This window comes from Porticoccus sp. (genome assembly GCF_041592135.1).
Classification (GTDB): Bacteria; Pseudomonadota; Gammaproteobacteria; order Pseudomonadales; family Porticoccaceae; genus Porticoccus.
In genome coordinates, this window is record NZ_JBFHQR010000205.1 from 1 (window position 1) to 2,436 (window position 2,436).

The 2,436-nt window shown below is 58.6% G+C and carries 3 protein-coding genes; 1 reads left to right on the forward strand and 2 read right to left on the reverse strand.

The genetic code is table 11. From position 1 onward, the window contains the following. The first annotated feature begins 68 nt into the window (after positions 1–68). Positions 69–584, forward strand: a complete 516-nt coding sequence (locus tag ABY948_RS12095) for a shikimate kinase (RefSeq protein WP_461482788.1) — start codon at positions 69–71, stop codon at positions 582–584. A 14-nt stretch (positions 585–598) separates the two neighbouring features. Here ABY948_RS12095 and ABY948_RS12100 read toward each other — a convergent pair whose 3' ends face one another. Then, positions 599–955, reverse strand: coding sequence for an outer membrane lipoprotein (locus tag ABY948_RS12100; RefSeq protein ID WP_461482789.1), 357 nt, complete (start codon positions 953–955; stop codon positions 599–601). A gap of 174 nt (positions 956–1,129) precedes the next feature. Continuing rightward, positions 1,130–2,436: cation:proton antiporter (locus tag ABY948_RS12105; protein ID WP_461482790.1), on the reverse strand; the 1,307-nt coding region annotated here is incomplete at its 5' end.

Below are 2,436 nucleotides of genomic sequence, written 5' to 3' on the forward strand. Positions count from 1 at the left end.
AGCCGGGGGAGGCCATCGCCCGGCTGATGGACTTCGTCAAGGCCTCCCTCTAGCAGGACACCGTCACCGTGAACACCACCAGAAAAGACAATATTGTGCTGATCGGCATGCCCGGTGCGGGCAAGAGCACCGTCGGGGTACTGCTGGCCAAGGCGCTGGGCAAAGACTTTGTGGACAGCGATGTGCTGATCCAGGTGCGCGAGGGCAAGACCCTGCAACAGATCATGGATGAGAACGACTACCTGCACCTGCGGCAGATCGAGGCGCAAGTTCTGAACGATATTGACGGCCGCAACCTGGTGATCGCCACCGGCGGCAGCGCCGTCTACAGCGACAGCGCCATGGCACACCTGGCCAGTCACGGCATCGTCATCTACCTGGACACACCGTTACAGGCCCTGCGCCAGCGCATCCGCGATTACGACAGCCGCGGCATCGCCCGGCGGCCGGAGCAGAGCTTCGAGGAGCTATTTGCCGAGCGCACCGCGCTGTACCGCCGCTATGCCGATATCACCCTGCACAGCGAACAGCATTCTCCGGAGGAGATGGTGGCCGCCATCGCCGAAGCGCTGGCGGCCCGCTAGGATAGCGACGTACCCTACAATAGCTCCAGGTTGTTGCCGGAAACCCGCACCCTGGTACCCGGTTCCAGGTACTGGACATCACCGACACTGGCCGTCTGGGTGCCCCCGGTATCCAGTTCCACCAGGACGTCGTAATAGACCTGCTGCTTGGCGCGCTTCTCAACCTCATTACCGGCAAAGGCACCGCCCACAGCACCAACCACCGTGGCGACTTTCTTGCCACTGCCGCCGCCCACCTGGTTGCCCAGCAGGCCGCCGACCACGGCCCCCGCCACAGCACCGGCACCACTGCCGGAACCCTTTACAGTGACCGGCGTAATGGATACCACCGTACCGCAATTGGCACAGACTGGCGGTGCGGCTTCAGGCATTACTGCCGCCGATGACTCGACGACAGCCTCAGGTTCAGGTTCACTCGTTACATCAGCCGGATTATCACAGCCCGCTACCACCAAAACGGTCAGCAATGGCAACAGCCATTTTATAACTGGATTACACTTGATTTTCATTGGGTTTCTCCTTTTTTAGTATCTATGGATCTGGGCTCAGGTTGGGACACTCAGCTTATGGCAAGCGTAGCGATTGACCATGGGTTTGACGGTCAATCCGTGAACCAAAATTGACAGGCTGACCACCACCAGAACGATTTGTGTCAATTCCAAAGCCAAGTCTCCCGGTAGGCCGTGCTCAATGGCATACATGAGGTAATACAATGACCCGACACCGCGCACGCCGAACCAGGCAATCAATCCTCTGACCCTCACCGGCACTCGGGTTCCCAACAAGCCAATCATTACACTGATCGGGCGGGCCACCAGGAACAGGAACAATGCGAAGCCAACCGCTCGCCAGCTCCACGAATCCACAAACAAAGTACCACCGATCAGCAGGATCAGGAGCACCTCAGAGAGTCTTTCCAAGTGCTCCTTGAACACCAATGAACCCTCGCTGACGGAATGGCTGCCGCTGGCCACAGTGACGCTTTGCGCCCGCCCTTCCTGCAATTTTGCAGTTTCCGGACTAGCGCCCGCCCGTGCCTGCTCTGCCTGGCGCAATGAGACGGCAGCGGTAAATACCGCTAAAAAGCCCCAGGCTCCGATCAACAGACTGCCCCCATAAACAACACCAATCAGCCCCAACCCGAGAAAATCATCCAGGAAGCCATGGCCCACAGGTTGCCTTCCGCGCAGATAGCCGGCTAGTCGAGCCAGCAGGTTACCGGACACCACGCCCAACACCAGGCCCGCGATAGTGGCCCAGGCCACATCCCGGAGTAGCCAGGCGCCACCACCGGAGCCGATATCGTGCAAGCCCAACAATCCCAACCCGAGCATCACGAACGGAAACGCACTGCCATCATTCAAGCCGGCCTCGCTGGTCAGGGAAAAACGCAATCTGTCCCGGTCCCCTGGGTGCGTTACCTGTACATCGGTCGCTAATACCGGGTCCGTGGGGGCGACAATGGCGCCGAGTAAAATAGCCGCGCCAACAGGCAAATCCAACCAGGCAACAGCAAACCACGCCACCAGCCCCACGGTGCAGGCCATAGACAAGAACGCCAATTGAATGGGGGCATGCCATCTGCGCCAGCGAAACGGTACTGGCATTTTCACACCGGCGGCAAACAGTGAAACCAGCACGACTACTTCGGTAAGAATTTCCAGCAATGCCGACTGCTGGAGAGGGTTGATATGGAATAGCCCCAAACCGGTTGGGCCGATGATGATGCCGACACTCAGATAAATCATAGCGCTGGTGGCGGGAATTCGTTTAATCAGCGGTGCAGTTAACCCCATAGCCAGCAACAGTCCGCCAACCAGTAAAAACCAAAATGAATTACCGGCTTCCATTA

Coding starts and splice junctions, on each gene's coding strand:
- ABY948_RS12100 (WP_461482789.1), bottom strand. CDS start 955: ATGCCTGAAGCCGCACCGCCAGTCTGTGCCAATTGCGGTACGGTGGTA.